General features: G+C 67.0%; 16 protein-coding genes and 2 pseudogenes. 5 read left to right on the top strand and 13 right to left on the bottom strand.

What is annotated here, in order from left to right:
* Nucleotides 1-51 precede the first annotated feature (51 nt).
* The 3 genes from ACZ6DT_RS08280 to ACZ6DT_RS08270 all read right to left on the bottom strand — a co-directional run bounded on the left by ACZ6DT_RS08280 (nucleotide 52) and on the right by ACZ6DT_RS08270 (nucleotide 1,876).
* On the bottom strand, nucleotides 52-1,179 hold the full coding sequence (locus ACZ6DT_RS08280) for an IS630 family transposase (RefSeq protein WP_465590495.1): 1,128 nt from the start codon (nucleotides 1,177-1,179) through the stop codon (nucleotides 52-54).
* Between the two features lie 87 nt (nucleotides 1,180-1,266).
* Nucleotides 1,267-1,695, bottom strand: coding sequence for a nuclear transport factor 2 family protein (locus ACZ6DT_RS08275; RefSeq protein WP_465590492.1), 429 nt, complete (start codon nucleotides 1,693-1,695; stop codon nucleotides 1,267-1,269).
* Nucleotides 1,696-1,735: 40 nt separating this feature from the next.
* On the bottom strand, nucleotides 1,736-1,876 hold the full coding sequence (locus ACZ6DT_RS08270) for a hypothetical protein (protein ID WP_465590603.1): 141 nt from the start codon (nucleotides 1,874-1,876) through the stop codon (nucleotides 1,736-1,738).
* Here ACZ6DT_RS08270 and ACZ6DT_RS08265 point away from each other — a divergent pair.
* Nucleotides 1,871-2,071 (top strand): annotated as a pseudogene (locus tag ACZ6DT_RS08265) (hypothetical protein); the annotation flags it as partial. The gene ACZ6DT_RS08270 and the pseudogene ACZ6DT_RS08265 sit on opposite strands and share 6 nt — an antisense overlap.
* Here ACZ6DT_RS08265 and ACZ6DT_RS08260 read toward each other — a convergent pair.
* Together ACZ6DT_RS08260 and ACZ6DT_RS08255 are read right to left on the bottom strand one after the other, a co-directional pair.
* Nucleotides 2,044-2,598 (bottom strand): helix-turn-helix domain-containing protein, encoded by a 555-nt coding sequence (locus ACZ6DT_RS08260; RefSeq protein WP_465590489.1) that lies wholly within the window; start codon nucleotides 2,596-2,598, stop codon nucleotides 2,044-2,046. The pseudogene ACZ6DT_RS08265 and the gene ACZ6DT_RS08260 sit on opposite strands and share 28 nt — an antisense overlap.
* Nucleotides 2,599-4,362: 1,764 nt before the next feature.
* A pseudogene (locus tag ACZ6DT_RS08255) lies at nucleotides 4,363-5,327 on the bottom strand (transposase); the annotation flags it as partial.
* A gap of 1,035 nt (nucleotides 5,328-6,362) precedes the next feature.
* On the opposite strand from ACZ6DT_RS08255, the gene ACZ6DT_RS08250 reads away from it, so the two are divergent.
* Nucleotides 6,363-6,755, top strand: coding sequence for a hypothetical protein (locus ACZ6DT_RS08250; protein WP_465590486.1), 393 nt, complete (start codon nucleotides 6,363-6,365; stop codon nucleotides 6,753-6,755).
* A gap of 213 nt (nucleotides 6,756-6,968) precedes the next feature.
* On the opposite strand, the gene ACZ6DT_RS08245 is transcribed toward ACZ6DT_RS08250, so the two are convergent.
* Genes ACZ6DT_RS08245 through ACZ6DT_RS08210 form a run of 8 tightly spaced genes read right to left on the bottom strand, consistent with a single transcriptional unit; the run spans nucleotide 6,969 to nucleotide 14,855 of the window.
* The gene (locus ACZ6DT_RS08245) at nucleotides 6,969-7,691 is read right to left on the bottom strand and encodes a class II aldolase/adducin family protein (protein ID WP_465590484.1); all 723 of its coding nucleotides are present in this window, start codon (nucleotides 7,689-7,691) and stop codon (nucleotides 6,969-6,971) included.
* Nucleotides 7,692-7,704: 13 nt separating this feature from the next.
* On the bottom strand, nucleotides 7,705-8,358 hold the full coding sequence (locus ACZ6DT_RS08240; RefSeq protein ID WP_465590481.1) for an MBL fold metallo-hydrolase: 654 nt from the start codon (nucleotides 8,356-8,358) through the stop codon (nucleotides 7,705-7,707).
* 31 nt (nucleotides 8,359-8,389) lie between these two features.
* Nucleotides 8,390-9,490: a zinc-dependent alcohol dehydrogenase gene (locus ACZ6DT_RS08235; RefSeq protein WP_465590478.1), complete on the bottom strand. Its 1,101-nt coding sequence runs from the start codon at nucleotides 9,488-9,490 to the stop codon at nucleotides 8,390-8,392.
* Nucleotides 9,487-10,473, bottom strand: coding sequence for a hypothetical protein (locus ACZ6DT_RS08230; protein ID WP_465590475.1), 987 nt, complete (start codon nucleotides 10,471-10,473; stop codon nucleotides 9,487-9,489). The genes ACZ6DT_RS08235 and ACZ6DT_RS08230 overlap by 4 nt, the downstream gene beginning before the upstream one ends.
* Before the next feature lie 30 nt (nucleotides 10,474-10,503).
* Nucleotides 10,504-11,466 (bottom strand): TAXI family TRAP transporter solute-binding subunit, encoded by a 963-nt coding sequence (locus tag ACZ6DT_RS08225; RefSeq protein ID WP_465590473.1) that lies wholly within the window; start codon nucleotides 11,464-11,466, stop codon nucleotides 10,504-10,506.
* Nucleotides 11,463-12,311 (bottom strand): fumarylacetoacetate hydrolase family protein, encoded by an 849-nt coding sequence (locus tag ACZ6DT_RS08220; protein WP_465590470.1) that lies wholly within the window; start codon nucleotides 12,309-12,311, stop codon nucleotides 11,463-11,465. Before ACZ6DT_RS08220 ends, ACZ6DT_RS08225 begins: the two co-directional genes overlap by 4 nt.
* 2 nt (nucleotides 12,312-12,313) lie before the next feature.
* Nucleotides 12,314-13,243, bottom strand: a complete 930-nt coding sequence (locus ACZ6DT_RS08215) for a VOC family protein (protein WP_465590467.1) — start codon at nucleotides 13,241-13,243, stop codon at nucleotides 12,314-12,316.
* Nucleotides 13,236-14,855 carry a bifunctional 3-(3-hydroxy-phenyl)propionate/3-hydroxycinnamic acid hydroxylase gene (locus ACZ6DT_RS08210; RefSeq protein ID WP_465590464.1) on the bottom strand — a complete coding sequence of 540 codons (1,620 nt, stop codon included), beginning with the start codon at nucleotides 14,853-14,855 and terminating at the stop codon, nucleotides 13,236-13,238. Before ACZ6DT_RS08210 ends, ACZ6DT_RS08215 begins: the two co-directional genes overlap by 8 nt.
* 108 nt (nucleotides 14,856-14,963) lie before the next feature.
* Here ACZ6DT_RS08210 and ACZ6DT_RS08205 point away from each other — a divergent pair, with 108 nt between their 5' ends.
* From ACZ6DT_RS08205 to ACZ6DT_RS08195, 3 genes are all read left to right on the top strand, one after another.
* Complete coding sequence (locus ACZ6DT_RS08205) at nucleotides 14,964-15,761, top strand: IclR family transcriptional regulator (protein ID WP_465590461.1); 798 nt, start codon at nucleotides 14,964-14,966, stop codon at nucleotides 15,759-15,761.
* A 141-nt stretch (nucleotides 15,762-15,902) separates the two neighbouring features.
* On the top strand, nucleotides 15,903-16,784 hold the full coding sequence (locus tag ACZ6DT_RS08200) for a fumarylacetoacetate hydrolase family protein (protein WP_465590459.1): 882 nt from the start codon (nucleotides 15,903-15,905) through the stop codon (nucleotides 16,782-16,784).
* 8 nt (nucleotides 16,785-16,792) lie between these two features.
* Entirely contained in the window at nucleotides 16,793-17,719 is a 927-nt protein-coding gene (locus ACZ6DT_RS08195; RefSeq protein ID WP_465590456.1) for a VOC family protein, read from the top strand.
* Nucleotides 17,720-17,755: the final 36 nt, after the last annotated feature.

The raw sequence follows: 17,755 nt of genomic DNA, 5'->3' as shown, positions 1-17,755 counted from the left end.
GCTGAACGCCTTCGCCATCACGTTCGGTGACCGCTGGCCGGGAGCCGAAACCTACTGATCAACAACGCCGGAAACACCGATCACGGGATAGACCCCAACGTTGGGTAGGTAATCGGGTCGGCGGATTGTGGAGTTGACGGCGAAGTGGCGTTTGGGGTGGCTGTGGCGGTTGTGCCAGCGGAGGTAGCCGGCGATGGCGGCTTCCTGGGCGGTGTGGCTGGGGTAGTCGCTGCCGTCGAGGGTGAAGTAGCGGATCGCGGTGAACTCGCACTCGATCCAGTTCAGCCAGGACGCGTTGGTGGGTGTGAAGACCAGCTCGATCCCGTTGGCCGCACACCAGTCCCGGACCTCGGCTTTGCCATGTGGTCCGTAGTTGTCGCAGATCAGGTAGAGCTTCCCGACGGGGAAGCGGCGGCGCAGCTGTTCGCAGAAGTCGAGGAACTGCGGCCAGCGTTTGCGGTCGCGGAACCGGTAGAACATCTGCCCGGTGGCGAGGTCGAGCGCGGCGAACATCTGCCGCACCCCTTTGGTACGGGTACAGGTCGCGTGCAGCCGAACCGGGCGGCCGGTCCGAAACCAGCCACGGCCGGGACGGGGCTGCAGGTTCAACGGCCCGAACTCATCGACACAGATCACCCGCCCGTCTGCGGGCGGGTGATCGTAGAGATCGAGGATACGGTCCTTCTTGGCCACGAAATCGGGATCCTTGCTGGCTTTCCAGGTTTTCGTCGCTTGCCAGGACACGCCCGCCTTGCGCAGGATCTGCCGGACGGTCTCGGTGCTCGCTCTGAGCCAGGCGTGTTCGGCGAGGTAGCCGACCAGCTTGGTCAGGTTCCACGTCGTGAACGGCAACCCCAGCTCGGCGGGCTTGCACGCGGCGACGCGGCAGATCTGTTCACGGCCGACCGGCCCGAACTTAGCCGGTCGGCCGCCCCTCCATTGTGGGGACAGCGCCGCGAACCCGGAGTCGTTGAACGCGTGGATCACCTCCCGCACATAACCTTCCGTCGCGGCGAACATCATCGCGATCTCACCCGCGGACCTGCCTTGCGCCGAGGCCAGCACGATCCCGGACCGCCGCAGCCACACCCGGTCCTTCGCCGACCTCGTGATCTTGACCAGCCGCTGGGCTTCCGCCGGCTCCAACGACCGCGCGAACACCTCCGGCTGACGCGCCATCGGCCTCACCTCCACGGCCAGCCTCGCGGTCACCAGCCCGGATGTCCACGCGACACGGTTACCACCTCAACGTTCCTTGATGAGGCACTAGTTCGTGCAGGCCGCCGCGATCGCCGCGGTGTCCCAGTAGAACGGCCGCACCTCGGTGATGCGCCCGCCCTCGACGGTGATCGTCTGCAGGATCGGGAAATCCAGCTCGCGTCCGGTGGTCCTCGCGCGGACGTGCACCCGGGTCAGGACGACCAGTGGGCTGCTCTCGCTCAGGAAGCTCTGTTCCACCATGTCGAAGACCGCCCAGGTGTCGCTCATGGCGGCGAAGAACCGTTCCAGGCCTTCGTGGCCGCGCCAGATTCCGCCGTAAGGCAGGGCATCCGCCTGGTGCAGCACCACGTCGGGGGAGAAGAACGGGGCGAGCGACGCGAAGGTCGCCTTGCCGGGGCCGCCCGCTGAGAAGTAGGCGGCTTCCGCCGCGTACATGCCTTTGAGTACGGACAGGGCGTCCGTTGTCGGTGTCACGACGACCACTGTGGTGCGCGGCGGGTCCGGGCGCTGGCGGTTATCCGCCGTGGAGATCGGCCGGATGGCCGCCCGGCGGGACCGAAAGACCGATCCTGCGGCCGCCCTCACCCGCTTGACTCGATCGTATGAACATGAGGATCACCGCGGCGGTGCTCGTCGCCGCGACGGCGACGGTCACGCTAGCGACACTGCCGCGACAAAACTGCTCTACCTCGGACTCCGCAACATCACCAGCAACCGAGGCGGGCCATCGGGAACAGGAACCCGAGGCTGGAAACAAGCACTAAACACCCTCGCCGCACTCTTCCCAAACCGCCTGCCACTCCATCAGAATAAAAGAAGAAGTCATCCGTGGCTTACACGGAAATCATGACAGAGCCCCGAAAACCAGCCACGCCCGGGGCGGGGTTGCAGGTTCAGCGGCCCGAACTCGTCGACACAGATCACCCGTCCATCGGCGGGTGGGTGGTCGTAGAGGTCGAGGATGCGGGTCTTCTTGGCCACGAAATCGGGATCCTTGCCGGCTTTCCAGGTTTTCGTCGCCTGCCAGGACACGCCCGCCTTGCGCAGGATCTGCCGGACGGTCTCGGTGCTCGTCCTGATCCACGCGTGTTCGGCGAGGTAACCGACCGGCTTGGTCAGGCTCCACGTCGTGAACGGCAACCCCAGCTCGGCGGGCTTGCACGCGGAGACACGGCAGATCCGTTCACGGGCGGCCGGCCCGAACTTAGCCGGTCGGCCGCCCCTCCATTTTGGGGACAACGCCGCGAACCCGGAGTCGTTGAACGCGTGGATCACCTCCCGCACATAACCCTCCGTCGCGGCGAACATCATCGCGATCTCACCCGCGGACCGGCCCTGCACCGAGGCCAGCACGATCCCGGACCGGCGCAGCCACACCCGGTCCTTCGCCGACCTCGTGATCTTGACCAGCCCGCTGGGCTTCCTCCGGCTCCAACGACCGCGCGAACACCTCCGGCTGACGAGCCACCAGCCTCACCTCCACAGCCAGCCTCGCGATCACCGGCCCGAATGTCCACGCGACACGATGACGACGTCAACGTTTCTTGACGAGGCACTAGGCCATGATTGGCCACATGAAGTGGCTCGAGCGCTTCGGGCAGAAGACCCGCAAGCCCGTGGGCAGCCGGAGTCGCCCACGGCCGTGACCGGTAACTCGGCGGCCGGCCCTGGGCAGGTCCCGAAGCACGAATCCCCGCACTTCGAGCCGGAAACTTCCGGGCAGTGTGACTCCGCGGAGTTGTTCGCCGACCGCAGGTAGTGTCTGTTCTTTCTGTCTTGTACCCGGAAGCGGAAGGCGGGTCATGCACTACGGGTCATGCCTGACTTGGCGATCGTGAGTGGCAAGCAGTGGTCTGACTCTGCTTGCCACTCACGACCACGAACGTAACCACTATTCTAGACTTCGCTGCTTAGTGCCAGCGAGACGGACAGGTGAGCGAATCAGCAGAAAACCGTGTACCTGACTGCCAGGTCGTTGTCGCCGCGGTATAGATCGCGTCGCACATTGGCGGGGTAGTCCCCGATCACGCCGTCATTCTTGTAAAGGCGCACCGACCTGGACCTCGTCTGAATCGACGAGACACGGTATCGCCATTCGACGGGGAGGTCCTTGGTGCCACAGGCATAGAGCTCGTACCTGGACGTCTGCCCGCCGGCGTCCTCGTACAGGCAACCATAGAGTCCTTGGCATTCCCATGCTGTCACTCCCGAAGATGTAGCGGAAGCCGGGCTGACCGGGATCATGGCGGATGACGCTGCCATGGCGACCAAAGTCGCTGCCATCAAGGAACTCTTGCGCATGCTCAGCATATTCGCACTCCTTCTGGGGTTCAAGCCGATTGAGCGGCACTCCTGACGCTAATGAAGTAGCAGTGTCAGAGTCAACACCATTCTATTACCAAATCAGCCTGGAACAATTCCTAGAAGTTTATCGATGAATGCCGCAGTGCGAGCTATTTGACGTGAATTTGCCCGGTATTTGTTGTCCGTTAATTTGGATGACAATCCGGGGAACTGTGGCAGGCGCGGATGCTTGCTTGGGACTTCCGTGGGGTTGTCTCCAGTTGACGGTATCTGCCGACTGAGTACACATCGTTCCGGTTCACTCAACGTCTCATTGATGCGGATATCGACGCGTCAATCGGCACCGTCGGCGACGCCTACGACAACGCACTCGCGGAATCCACCATCGGTTTATACAAATAGAGTCGATCGAACCGCAAGGACCATGGCACCAGAAGAAAGACGTCGAGATCGTCACCACCGCATGGGTCGAGTGGTACACTGCCCGGCCTCTACACGAGGCCTGCGTCTACCGACCACCGACCGAATTCGAGACCCTGTACGAGTTAGGTGACCTGAACAGCCTGGTCGCCTAACCCCAGCAGCGAGTTTTTACCGAACCCGGGGCGGTTCAGGATGACACTCCAGAAGCGTCGGAGCCACGGGTAAGGGTGCGGCGCCGTCAGCGTTGCGAAAACCGCCCCCGCACGCTTCATCCCCCCGCTGACGCGGCATAGATTTGCCGGGAGACATCCCGGTCATGGGTCCCCTGCGGCAGCAACATCCCCGCTGCCGTCGCCCACTCGGTGAGGCAAACGGGTCTGTCAAAAGAACGGCTCTGGCCTACTTTCGGTGGTGCTATCCGAGGAGGATGCGGTGGCGTAGAAGAGCGATTCCGGCTCTTCCGTACATCTGCCGCTTGAGGAGCTTCGTTTTGGTGTTCACGCCTTCAGTTCGCCCATTGTGGTGATCGAGGGTGATCGCAGCTGTGACGGCGTCGATGTCCTGCTCGATGCCTCGGGCGAAGGAGTGCACGTGGGGTAGATCCGCCTCGCGAGCGCCGGTGGTCCATACCGCCAGCCGGGCAGGCGTAACGCTTGACTGTGTTCAACGCCAGACCGAGACGGCGTGAGCAGTCCAACAGCCCGACTCAAGCCTCGAGCAGAGCATGGATCTGTTGCCACCGCTGGAGTGTGGTCTCAGCAAGCGGACCCTGGCGCAGTCCCGTGGCCGAGGCCCAGCACGCGCTGTGGGCTGCGACCTCCTTGACCGCGGCGTCGCACAGACCGTGCCAGAGATGCCATCGGTCTGCTACCTGGATCGCGTGCGGCAGCGCATCCCACACGGCCTGCGCATAGGCTGCCGACCCGTCCCGGCATACGACCTCGACTCCTGGATGCGCCCGCAGCCAAGCGGCCACCACCTCGGCGCCGCGCCCAGGCAGGACGTCGATCCGGGTGCCGCTGTCGGCGTCGATCATCACGGTGGCGTAGTCATGACTCTTACGCAGGGCGAAATCATCGATCCCCAGCACTCGCGGAACCGCGTGATCCGGTAACGGGATGCCGAGCAAGACCCGAACCGCGGTATCGCGCCCGAGTGCGATCCCGACCACCGGCAGCAACCAGGCAGAGGCCCCGCCAGCCAGCTCGCGCACGACACTGCGGACCTGCTCACCGAGCCCGACGGCGCGCCGCTGATATCGCTCGATCAAGCCTGGCACTTGCTCCCGGAAGGTCTGGCGCGCACTCGGCGACAAGGCACCACATCCGCCGTATCCGCAACCTCACCAGCACCCGGCGTCCATCGACCGGCACATCCGCTGCTCCGCTCTAAACAACACTCTCTGTCATGGGTGACCACCCTCTGGGGTCGGATTACCTTTCGACAACGAGAAATTCGGTTGATCTGACGAGTGTCAGAACAACAGTTCTCGAGCTTTGTTATCCGTGGCCGATTCTTGTCGAGTGATCGCTACACCGCGTGACGCCGCGAAGGACTGTTCGTCCTGATCGAGCAGGCAGACGATGCAGGTACACTTCCATCCTGCTCCCGCAGACCCGCAGGCATCGACCACGCTAGTGACTTCAGGAGTGTTCGCGAAGCTTGAACCCGGCGGCACGTAGGTCACGTAGCAGTTCACCGGGTCCCCAGCGCAGCCGCTCCCGGTTAGCATCAACTGATCAGGCCAATTGGCATCAGTGATTTCGCCGTGGAATCCTCCCGGTATCGGTATTACGCCACAACTTGACGTGGCGGCCCTGCGTCTGAATTTCTTGCACGAGGGTATAACCCACGGCTGATGTTGCCTGCGCCCCTGGAGCGAACCAGATCGACACGAATGTCATGATTCCGGACATCACACTGACGATGATCCGTTGCTTCGGTGATAAAAGTCGCATGAATCCGCCCTTCGTTGAAGGCGTCTCGGGTCACCGCCCTGACCCCCGATCGAACGATTGCGTTTGAAAAACGAAAACTCCATTATTGCCGGTTAGCCGACGGCAACGCCACTCAATCAATCATGCAAAGAACGCTCGATTCAATAACTTGCTGTTTATCGCGCCGAGCCGCAGTCGAAACACTCGAGCAATTTCGTCCCGCCCAGGGGGCAGATGAACTATGCGTACCCGCAGAAGCGCACCGGACCTCGCCATCACGTCCGGCGAGACCGAGCGAACCAGTCCGCGCTTCCCGCCCGGCAGGATCGCGATAGACGACTCCGCAGCACGTTCTCGACGGCTGAACCATAACAAACTAGGATGCCAACCTTCCAGCGAGCGACCTCTTCTAGAAAAATCTTCGTTTAGTAATCGGATTGGTGCAACCGATCCAGCCGCTGCTACGTCGTCACTTACATGCGAAATCAGCGTCTCAACCTCAACCTGCTGAAACTAGTCACTTTCGGCTTGACAGTCCTGCTGTTGAACGCGTCGTGCGGCCCGCCGAAGCTCGGCGACCGGATTGCCCTTGGTGTCGGATCCTGGACCCTGATCCAAGACGACGACCTCTACCTTGGATATTCAGCCTTGAAGCACGACAGTCGATGCCCGCCTGGCGCTGCCTGCGCTCACGCCGGAAATGCAATCGTGTCGATGTCCTACGCGAAACCAGCGACCGGACCGAGGTCGATGTTCGAGATAGACATCGTCACACCCAGTCCCAAGCCGTTCGGCGACTATCTGATCAAGGACGCCTACCTCTCGTCCAGCGGCCGGACCCTGTACCTTCGCGTCATTCGAAGAAGTTGAGATGCAGGTCGTAACCGGTCCGGTAAGCGGCGTTCGCGCAACGACGGCGTCACAGTTGTCGCGAGACGTGCGGAGTAGGTTCGCGTGTTCACGAGCGTTAATCGACGCGTTGCCAATGAGTCACGATCGAGCTTCTATTCGGCAATCCGAATCGAGTACCTCGCCGCATTGAACCGACCACCCGGTCTAACCCGGTCGGGACGTGGCGCCGGATCAGAACACCGTGTCGTCGGCAAGAGCGCGCGGCAGACGGTTTTTCGCTTGTCGTAGCAGGTAGTTCCAGCCGGCTTCGATTTGGGCGGGTGGCCAGACTTGTTCGCGTTTGTGACGGGTTTCGGTCTCGTCGGACCAGGTGGCGGGGCCGCCTGCGGCGGCAGCGAGCAGTTGGGTGCGGCAGGCTCGTTCGAGCAGGACGGCGTACATCACCGCGGTTTGGGGATCGGGCCCGACGGTGACCGCGCCGTGGTGCGGGATGAGGATCGCGGTGGCGTCGCCGAGCCGGTGGGCGAGGGCCTGGCCGAGGCTGCCGGTGTCGATGAGCGCGCCGGTGTCGGTGAACCGCGGCAGTTGCGGGTGGCAGAACGGGACTGCGTCATGGGAAATCGGCCGCAACGGTGTGTTCAGCGAGGCGAAGGCGGCCAGAGCGGGGGCGTGGGTATGTACGACGCAGGTCACGTCCGGCCGTGCGGCCATGATCTCGGTGTGAATGGGGAATTCCAGGTGCCGCCGTCCGGCGCCGGCCAGCACAGAGCCGGCCCGGTCCACCAGGACGACCTTGAGGGGGTCGATCTCGTCGAATCCCCACCCGGACGCCTTCATCCAGACACCGTCGCCGTCGGGGTCGCGCACGGAGGCGTGTCCCCAGACCATGTCCGTCAATCCCGCGGCGGCCAGGGCGTGGCCGGCGGCGGCGACGGTGTGCCGCACATCGGTCATGGCTGACCTCCGCTCATCGAAGGGTACGGGGGGTGGCGTGGTCGAGGAGCACGACGTCGGTGCCCGGTGGGGCGAGCTTGGTAAGCAGCTGATGGTGCATCTGCTGGTGGGCGAGAGCGAGTCCGGCCTGGTGGATGGGAACGGCCACGGCCGGGCGGGTCGCCCGCACGTAGTCGACCGCCTCCGACAGCCTCATCCACGGTCCGCCTGCCGGGATCAGCACAGTGCCGGCGTTCCCGGGCGGCCTATCGAACGAGTCACCCGGGTGGAACAAGGCGTCGTCGAGCAAGTAGCCGAGGTTGTCGCTGCCGGGCAGGTCCGGGTGGATCGGGGCGTGTGCGCCACCGGTTACCGTGACGGTGACTCCCTCGGCGTCCAGCGTGTCGCCTGGGGCGACCCGCCGGCGTGGGCAAGCCAGGTCCGGAAACCGGTCGGCGGCGTCGGCGCCGTGCACGAGCCGTGCCTGCGGGTTGTGTGCCGCGAGGGCGGAGACGCGGCTGTCGTCGCAGTGATCAGGGTGGGTGTGGGTGAGCAGGATCAGATCGAGGTCACGAAGGTCGTCGAAACCGTGAGAGTAGGTGCCGGGGTCGAACAGGATCCGGACCGGCCGGTCGCGGCCGGTGAATTCGGCGAGCACGCAGGCGTGTCCATAGTGCGTGAGGTCCACTGGGATGTCTCCTTCAGGATCATCGGCGAGGTCAGGGATTGACCACGGTCATCCACATCGGTTCGCCGCGGTTCTGCATCGCCTGCACGGCGGCGTCCGCTTCGCTCAGGACGAATCGCTGGGTGATCAGTTCGTCCGCGACCAACGCGCCGGTCGTGAGTAGGCGGAGGATTTGCCGTGTGTCGTTGCGAGTGCACGAGCGGGTCCCGGTGAACCGCCAGCAGTTGACCATGAGAGCCGCCGGGGGGAACGGCAGTGGGGTCCGGTTGGCTCCCATGTGCACGAGAGTGCCGCCGTGGCGCAGCGCGGCCATGGCCTGGCCGGTGGCGGGGCCATCGGGCACGTAGTCGATCACCGCATCCGCGCCACCCGGGATCTCGGCGCGGAGGCGCTGGGTGAGCTCCCCGGTGGTCGTCCAGTCCGGCGCGAGCTCTTCGAGCGCGACCGCCGTGGTGGGGACGGTCCCGGCGAGCTCGCCGACGGCGGCCAGCCGGGCGGCACTGCGGCCGACGAGGACGAGCCTGGACACTCCGTGGTGCACGGCGAGCTTCACCGTCGCGGTGCCCATCGCCCCGGTGGCCGCGGTGACCACGACGGTGGCGCCGGGTACGAGATCCGCGCAGTTGAGGGCACGCAGGGCATTGGCCAGGTCGTGTACTTTGGCGCCGACGTCGAACCCGACCCGATCGGGCAGCGGGTCGAGCAGCCAGTGCGGCACCCGGACGTATTCGGCCAGCGCTCCGTCGTGGTACTCCTCGTACAGCGGCAACGGCGCGTCGCTGAACGCGGCGTGGCCGATCATCGCCTGCTGCGCGCACATCATGTCGCGGTCGCTGCGGCAGTAGTCACAGTCGCGGCAGTTGAGGTTGGCGTGGACCCGGACCCGGTCCCCCACCGCGAAGCCGGGTACCTCGGCGCCGATCGCCGCGACAGTGCCGGCCGCCTCGTGCCCGAGCGTGGTCGGCAAATGCTTGAACGCGCCGCCACGCAGCAGCCGCATCATCCCGGGCGCGAGACCGGCGGAGCGAACGGCGACCAGCACGTCGCGAGGCCCCGTTTCCGGCACGGGAATCCGTTCCAGCACTATGTCGGAGCGGTCGCGGTGGGCGCGCGCGGCGAGCATGGTGCTCATCGGCCGCCTCCGACGATCTCGGCCAGCAGCCGCGGCGAATACGGCTCCGCGGTGCGCGCGGTATCGGCGACTTGGGGCAGCTCGCGGTGCGACAGCAGGCGGATGAACATGCCGTCCTGTTCACCGTGATCGGCGTGGGCGACCCCGAGAGGGATCCGCACGGCGTCACCGGGCCCCAGTTCCACGATCCCGCGCTGGGTCAGCAGCACCCGTCGTCCGCTGATCTGATACTGGATTTCGTCGGCGTCGAGCATGCGACGGTAGCGGCGCGGCTGATGTGCCGCCAGGTGCTCGGTGCCGAGCCGGAACTTCTCGGTGGCGTAGAGCCACGCGTGACCCGAATCGGGCCCGCACAGGACGGGGATCCGATCGGTTTCCTCGTGTACGCGGTCCAGCAGTTCCCGCTCGTCGACGGGGAAGACGGCGATGTCGTGGCCGTGCGCGCCCATGCACTGAGTGACCGCTTCGTTGATCGGGGCCGCCGCCCAGCCGGGGAACGGCGGCGTGACGGCACGCGACTCGCCCGTGTGGCCGCCGAGTTCCTCGGCCGGGGCGGGCAGATAGAACAGCAGGTGACTTTCGCCGCGCCCATAGTTGTCGTGGGCGACGCCGCGCGGGATACGGGAGAACTCACCCGGCCGATGCTCGATCACGCCGAGCTCGGTCATCAGGGTGCGTTCACCGGCGATCTGGTAGGAGATCTCGTCCACATCACAGTTGCGGTGATAGAACGGCTGCCGGTTGTTCATCGTCTGCCATTCGACCCGCGCCTGATCGTTCTCGTAGAGCCCGCGCGGCGGGGCGAAGGGCTGATCCCGGTACTCCTGCGGGAAGTGCACCACGGCCAGCGGTGGTCGCGGCCGCGGTGGCTTCATCGGCAGCGTGGGTGGATGCGGCGGGGCGAGCAGCAGGTGCTCGTCCCGCCCGACGCTGCGCAGCGGCCGGTCGGAATCCATGACCATGACGTCTTCGACGACGCGCACGGGAACCTCTTTCTCCTGCGGCTGCCGGGATCAGGTGGCCGGCAGTGCTTCGTAGTACCGGGCGGCGCCGGGATGCAGGGGTATCGGTGCCCGGCCCATCGCGACCGGGTCCAGCGGATAGGTGATCGGGCTTCGTTCGGGCGGCAGGTGGCGATACTGCCGTTCGATGACCTGCCTGGTCTCCCCGAGGATCCACGCCACCGCGTAGGCCACGTCCTCGGGGAGCTCGGTGGTGGCCAGCACCAGGAAATCAGAGAAGTCGAGGGTGCGCAGAGCCGGGCAACCGGGGAAGTACCCGGCTTCCACGGTCGCGGCGGGCCACCCGAAATCGTCCTCCAGCGACCGCAGCACAGCGGGCTCGATCTCCAGGAAACGGTATCCGCGCGCCAGCTCCTGCCAATCGGGCAACATCACCGCCTCCTGCACGATCATGTCGGCACGTCCGGCCAGCGCGTGCCCCAGGGATTCGAACGGGCGCTCATCCTCGAGGAAGTACCCACCCCAGCCGAGGACGTCGACTCCGGAGCGTTCCAGGACGGCACGCGCGGAAAGGCCGACGTGGTGGACACCGTCGTGAACCGAGGTGGCCACCCGCAGCCGCGGGGCCCGCTCGCGCAGGTGCGCGAAGCTACTCACGCCCAGCCGCTGGTCCACCGCGACGACCAGCCGATCACGCTGCGGGACGACACCGATCGCGCGCAAGTGCGGGAAGGAGTCGCCCTGGTAGATGCCACGCCCGTCGAGAGCGGTCGTGGCGAACGCCGCCGGGGTGGTCAGGGCGAGGTCCACCGCCCCGGTGCCGACCGCGCGTATCGCGTCGGCGAAACCGCGGCTGTTCCAGATCGCGATCCGGGTGCCCGCACCGGCGCGGTCGGTCAGTTCCTGGCAGATCCAGCCGCAGACGCGGTGCAGGTTCGCCGCGCCCCAGTCACCGCGCAGGTGCAGGGTCAGTGCCCGATCGAGGTGCGGTTCGAGCGGCCGCGCCGCGCTCACCGGTGGCCCCCGTCCGCGCCGTCGGTCTCGGCGCGGACGTGGTTGCGGATCGTGCCCAGTCCGTCGATCTCGACGCTGACCAGGTCACCGTCATTGAGGAACAGTTGCGGTTCACGCCGGTAGCCGACGCCTCCCGGGGTGCCGGTCAGGATCAGGTCACCGGGTGCGAGGGCGGTGAAGGTGGAGATGACCGAGATCAGCCGGGGCACGTCGAAGATCAGCATCGACAGGTCCGATTCCTGGACTGTCCGTCCGTTCAGGACGGTGCGGATACCCGCCCCGGACAGGTCCAGCCCGTCCGGGGCGACCAGGAAAGGACCGACCGGGGTACTGGCGTCCCAGGCCTTGCCCTGCATCCACTGGTGGGTCTTGTACTGGAAGTCCCGCATGGTGACGTCGTTGGCCACGGTGTAGCCGAGCACGTGCGACAGCGAGTCGGCCTCGGCGATGCGGCGGCCCGGGCGGCCGATCACCACGACCAGTTCGCCCTCGTAGTCGACCTGCCGCGCCTCGGGAGGAAGCAGGATGTCGTCGTACCCGCCCAGCAGGCTGTCGGCGAACTTGGGGAACAACACCGGATACGAGGGCAGCTCCCGCTGCGTCTCGGTGACGTGCGCCCGGTAGTTGAGTCCTACGCAGATCACCTTGGCCGGGCGGGGCACCACCGGCAGCAACCGGACGCTGTCCACCTCGACCGCCGCGCCGTGATCGCGCTCGGCGTCCCGCAGGACCTCGGGACTGGTTCGCGTACCGATCTCGGTCAGTCCGCGCAGCGGCACCAGTGTGTGCTCGCGGACCTCACCCACCCGGCGGGTGCCGCGGTCGTCGTAACTCGCGTAACGCATGGTCAGTTCCCTTCGCTGGTGTGCCGCCACGACGCCAGCTGCCCGCCCCAAAGATTGACCGTACGGGGCGTCGGCTTCCACCGGCGGGGCGTATAGGCGACCCGGTCGTCGTGGAACTTCTCCATCTCGGCCGACAGTTCGATGTGGTTGCCCGCCGGGTCGTCGAAGAACACGAACAGGTTGTTGCCGGGGCCGTGGCGTCCGGGTCCCCAGGTGACGTCGACCGCTTCGTCGGTCAGGCGGTCGCACCAGGTCTTGAAGTCCTCCCACCGGGCGAGGTCGAAGGAGTAATGGTCGATGTCGCCACCGCGGCCCACGTCGACCGCGGCGAGGGTGTGGTGGTCGCGATCGCTGCGCAGCCAGGCGAATCCACCGTCGTCGAGCTGGTCGGATACGCGGAATCCCACGGTATCGACGAAGAACGCCACCATGGCGGACACGTCATCGGTGCCCAGGGTGATGTGCTGGTACTTGACCGGGCGACGGCCGGTGTCTCCCGCGCCCTCGCCGTGCCGGGCCACCGCGGTGTGGAAGTGCACGGGCGTGCCGTGGGGATCGGCGACGGTGATACCGCGGGCGTCGCCGGGCGCGCCGTCGAGATAGGACCGGTCGAGTTCGGCCACCGGATGCCCCGCCGTACGCAGTCTCTCGGTGATTCCGTCGATCCCGTTCTCGTCGCGTACCTCGAACCCGTAGTGCGTCAGGCCCTGGCTGCCCTCGGACAGCTCCACGACATGGTGGCCGGTGCCCCAGCCCAGCCGTACCCGGTCACGTGCCGTCGACTCGTCCGCTACCAGCCCAAGGATCCGCTGGTAGAAATCCACCGCTGCGGCCAGGTCGGGTACCTGGAGCCCGAGGTGCGAGACCGCCGTCCGGGTCAGGGTGCCCGTCGCGCCTCGTTCGCGCGGCAGCACGCGCTGCGATTCATCCATGATTCAACGCCTTCTCTGTCGGTGTCCGGAGGGTTTCGGCCTCGGGAAGCCAAGACCGGACGCGATGGGTGATCTCGGCGGTGTGCCCGGGAGACCAGTTCGCGGCCACGACGCGATCGGGCCGGATGAGCAGGAACCGGCGCGCGTGCTCTCGGCACTCGGCGGCCAGGGCACCGTCGACGTCGAGCAGGACCCGTCGCGGGGTGCGTGGCATGTGCTCGGTCAGCGTCACTTGCGCCTCGCACGCCCGCAGCGCGCGCCGCAAGGGCTCGACAGCCACCCATTCGGAACCGGTGGTGTCCACGCCGAGGATGGACCAGCCGGGGCCGAGGACGTCGTCGAGACGGCGCGCGCGGTGCTCATCGGAGTCGAACACCAGCGGCTGCCCGATCGCCACCCCTACCGCGGCCGGACGGTCGGTGGGAGCGATCATGCCCTCGGCGTAACGCTGAGGTGGGCGGTAGCGCATCTGCTGCAGGTAGTCGCGGCCCGCGTCGGTGGCCAGCGCGCGCCGTATCGCCCGGTCCCGGACCGCGGCCAAGCTCGGCGAGGTCGTCATCACCAGCCTGCCGAGGCGTTCGGAGGAGCGGACGCTGGCCAGGGCGTGCGGGTACCGCTCACGCTGGTAGGTGGCCAGGCAGTCTCGGCGCAATCTGCCGGTGAGCACCTCGGCCAGCTTCCAGCTCAGGTTGGCCGCGTCGCGGATGCCCGAGTTGAGTCCTTGACCGGCGAAGGGGGGCATCATGTGCGCCGCGTCGCCGAGCAGGAACACCCGCCCGAGCGTCCACTGATCCGCGACCACGGCATGGAAACGGTAGTTGACCGCCCGCTCGACCTGCTCGGGGGTGATCGTCCGGTACGGGGACAGCAGCCGCCGGATGAGCTCGAATGAGGGTTCCCGCTCCGGGACGCCCTCGCCGTCGAAAAGGCGGAACTCGTAGCGGCATCGCCCCTCCAGTCCCGGCACGATCACGTGCGGGCGGGCCGGATCACCGTGGTGCATGGCGAATCGTTCGGTGTGCGGATCCGCCACGGTGTCCACGACCAGCCACACGTCGGGATAGCTGCGTCCGGTCATTTCCAGGCCGAGCCGCTCCCGCACCGTGGAGCGGCCGCCATCGCAGCCGAGCAGGTACCGCGCGCGGATCACCTTCGGTCCCGCCGCGGTCTCCGCGTGGACAACCACCTGCTCGGAGTCCTGCTCGAACTCGGTGACCCGGCTGCCGAACCGGAGCCGCGCGGCGGAGGAGGCCGTGACCGAGGCGGCCAGCACGCGCTCCAGGTCCGGCTGTGCGAACGGGTTCTTGAACGGATAGCCGAGCCGATAGGGCGCCGGTCCGCGAGCGTGGAACAACTCCGCGCCCGCGCTGTCGTAGTACCGCGTGCCGGTGCCGGGCACGACCACCGACATCACCTGATCGAGGATTCCTGCGCCCTGATAGACGCGCAGTGCCTCGTCATCGATGCTGATCGCCTTCGGCTCGGCGCTGGTGCTTTCGTTGCGCTCGAGCACCACCGTCTCGACGCCGCGAGCCGCGAGCAGCGAAGCCACCGTCAGGCCGACCGGTCCGGCACCGCAGATGACCACGTCCGTACGTTCGGCTGGTCGCATCGGCTCCCCTGGATTCCGTCGTGGCGGTCAGTGGCCTCACCTTAAGATCGAAATCCTGTTTTATGGAAGCAATGTCCTGCCATGCAGGACTATGGCTAATCTCGCACGATGACCACACGACATGACACTCGCGATTCCGGGACCCCCTACCGGGACCGCAACTCCACCGCGGACCGGGTGCTCGACATCCTGGGCCTGTTCAGCGCCGAGCGCCCCGTCTGGAGCGGGGCGGACATCGCCGCCGGCCTCGACGTGGCCCGGTCCACCGCCTACCGCTATCTGCAGAGCCTCTCGGCGACCGGGTTCGTCGAAGAGACCCCGGGTGGATTCCGGCTCGGTCCGCAGATCTTCGCGTTGGCCCGGCTCGCTCGCGTCGGCCTTGGCCTGTCAGATCTGGCTGTCCCGGTCATGCGAGGGCTGGCCGAGCACGTGAACGAAACGGTTCTGCTCACTCGCCGGTCCGGGCGTTCGGTGGTCTGCCTGGACCTGGTGGAGGTCTCCCGACCGGTACGGCTGTCCTACGAACGGGGGCACATCCTGCCGATCAACGCCGGCGCCGCGGCCGAAGTGCTGCTCGCCTGGGAAGACCCGGACGAGGTGACAGCGGTGCTGAACCAGGCCCCGCTGGAACGGTTCACCCACAAGACCCTGGTCGATCCCGCCGCCCTGCGCACTCGCCTGGAACGGATCCGTAACCGCGGGATCGCGGTGTCGCTGGGCGAACTCGACGACCACATCCTCGGTGTCGCCGCCCCGATCCGCGGCGCGAACGGCTCGGTTCGCGCCGCCATCAGCATCGCGGCGCTGGCCGCCCGGATTCCGCAAGCCCAGCTACCGGACGTCGAGGCCGCGGTCGCGGCGGCGGCCGCGGAAGTGACCCGGCGGCTGTGCGTTCGCGACAGCTGAGCGATACGGCCTCCTTCAAAGTCCTGCATTTCAGGACGGGACTGTTGCCACACAGGACAGCCGCCTTACAGTCCCGGACGCGTCCCACCGCCGCCCGCCGCGGTCCAACCGCCCGGTCCGGCTGACAGGAGAGAAGTCACCATGCGCTTGGCCAATCACGAACACCGCGCGACCCTGGTCGCCGGCCCGCCCGGCGCGGAGCGGGGGCTGGACGTAGCCCGCCTCAGCGGCGCCCGTTTCGACAGCGACCCGGCCGCCCTCTACCCCCGATGGGACGAGTTCACCGCTTGGGCGGCGAACCTCGACCCGGCCGCCGCCACGACGGGCGCCATCCCACTGGAACGCACCCGGCTGGGCCCTCCCTCGCCGTGGCCGCGCCAGGTGTTCGCCATCGGCTTGAACTACCGTTCGCACGCCGAGGAATCCGGGTTCGACGTACCCACCGGATTGCCACCGGTGTTCACCAAGTACCCCTCCAGCTTCACCGGCCCCGACACGACCGTCCCGCTCCCCCCGGGCGGGAACGTGGACTGGGAGATCGAACTCGTCGTGGTGATCGGCCGCGGGGGGCACGGCATCGCCGCGGACGCGGCCTGGTCGCACGTCGCCGGCCTCACCGCCGGGCAGGACCTGTCCGAACGTCTCACGCAGCTGCGTGGTCCCGCGCCCCAGTTCGGCCTGGGCAAATCCTTTCCCGGATTCTCGCCACAGGGGCCGTGGCTGGTCACCCCCGACGAGTTCGCCGATCCCGACGACCTCGAGCTGGGCTGCGTCCTCGACGACGAACAGGTCCAGAAGGGCCGCACTCGAGACCTCATCTTCCCGGTGCCCGCGCTGATTTCCGCGCTGTCGGACACCGTCACCCTCCAGCCGGGCGATGTGGTGTTCACCGGCACACCGGCGGGAGTCGGGGTCGGACGACGGCCGCAGCGCTTCATCCAGCCCGGTCAGCGGTTGCGCGGCTGGGTGGAGGGGATCGGCGAACTGCACCAGGTCTTTCAGGACGCCACCGACCAGCATTAGGAGCCTTCATGGCACTGCACGGACTCGCCTCGGTTTCCCTCGGGGTCCCCAACGTCACCGAGACACTCGGCTTCTACACCGAGTTCGGTCTCGAACCTCGCGGAGACGGGATCTTCGCCACCCGCGACGGCGGCGAGCAACTGCGTGTCTCCCACGCCCCGACCCGCCGGCTGCTGGAGATGACCGTCGCCGCGGACGACCACGACGACCTGGGCGCGATCTCCTCCCGCCTGGCCCCACTGGACCGGTCGCCGCGTCTCGGCGCGGACGCCTTGCGCACCACCGAACCGGTCACCGGAACCCCGGTGACCGTGGCGATCCGGCCGCGCATCGTCGTCGAGCCGCCCGTACCGGCTCCGGTGTACAACGGCCCCGGCCGCATCGACCGCCACGGTCGCGCCCCCGTGCTCGGCCGCACCGACTCCGTCCGGCCCCGCAAGCTCGGGCACGTCGTCCTCGGCAGCACCGATCTACCCACGACCCGCCGCTTCTTCACCGACGGGCTCGGCTTCAAGGTCAGCGACTACATGGGTGACCGGGCCGTGTTCCTGCGCTGCTCGATCGAGCACCACAACGTGCTCGTCATGGCCGCGCCGGTGAACTTCCTGCACCACACCAGCTGGCAGGTCGACGACGTGGACGAAGTCGGCCGAGGCGCGCACGCGATGCTGCAACACCGTCCCGAACGCCACACCTGGGGCCTGGGTCGCCACTACGCGGGCGCGAACTTCTTCTGGTACCTCAAGGACCCGGCCGGCACGTTCGCCGAGTACTACTCCGACATGGACACCGTCGGGGACGACGAACTGTGGTCCCCGAAAGTCCTCGAAGGACTCCAGGGCCTCTACGCCTGGGGGCCGCCCCCGCCGCCGTCGTTCCTCGAACCGGACGACCTGGCCGAGCTGATGACCGGGGCGCACTCACCGGTGGCCTGAGCGGTTCCGCACCGCACCCCCGCACCGCGGCAACGG

This window comes from Amycolatopsis sp. NPDC041971, assembly GCF_055588925.1.
This window is presented reverse-complemented; position numbering and strand designations above follow the sequence as displayed.